The following is a 522-nucleotide window of genomic DNA, read 5'->3' as shown; positions in this document are numbered from 1 at the left end:
GGGGGGGTCCGCCGGGCGGGCCCGGTGGGGCGCCGGACGCCTGTTGCGGAGCGCGGCGTGGCCGTCCGCGACCCCGGAAGCATTGGGGCGTAGGGCGCACGCCACCCCGACGCTCGCCCAGGCCGGCGCAGTCCGATGGAGCTTCTCGTAGTGGACGCCCCAGCCCGCGCCCAGCTTCGGCACGCGCACGCCCACGCGCAGTGCGTCCGGCTCCAGCGACGATGTCATCCAGTCGACGAAGAACTCCGACGCCGGGATCTCCCGCTCACCGCGCACGGACTGGACGCGGTGTTCCTCGTCCAGCCCGTGCGCGGTGAGCGGGAGACCCCGGCGTCGGAGTTCTTCGCCGACTGGATGACATCGTCGAGGGAGCCGGCCGCCCTGCCCGTGGGCGTGCGCGTGCCGACGCCGGGCGCGGGCCGGGGCGTCCACCACGAGACGGTCCATCGGACCGCGCGCGCGCGCGCGACCGCCGGGCGGGCGTCGGCCGCCCACCGCACATGGGCGCGGCCCGCCACCACG

General features: G+C 77.2%; 2 pseudogenes. One reads left to right on the top strand and one right to left on the bottom strand.

Going from position 1 to position 522, the window contains the following annotated elements:
• Positions 1 to 276 (bottom strand): annotated as a pseudogene (locus HUX53_RS39760) (xanthine dehydrogenase family protein subunit M); the annotation flags it as partial.
• 12 nt (positions 277 to 288) lie between these two features.
• Between HUX53_RS39760 and HUX53_RS39755 the strand changes: the two are divergent.
• A pseudogene (locus tag HUX53_RS39755) lies at positions 289 to 522 on the top strand (xanthine dehydrogenase family protein subunit M); the annotation flags it as partial.

The sequence above is a fragment of the Actinomadura sp. BRA 177 genome (genome assembly GCF_013372625.1).
Lineage (GTDB): Bacteria > Actinomycetota > Actinomycetes > Streptosporangiales > Streptosporangiaceae > Spirillospora.
The sequence above is the reverse complement of the archived record's forward strand: the minus strand, read 5'-3'. Positions and strand labels throughout refer to the sequence as shown.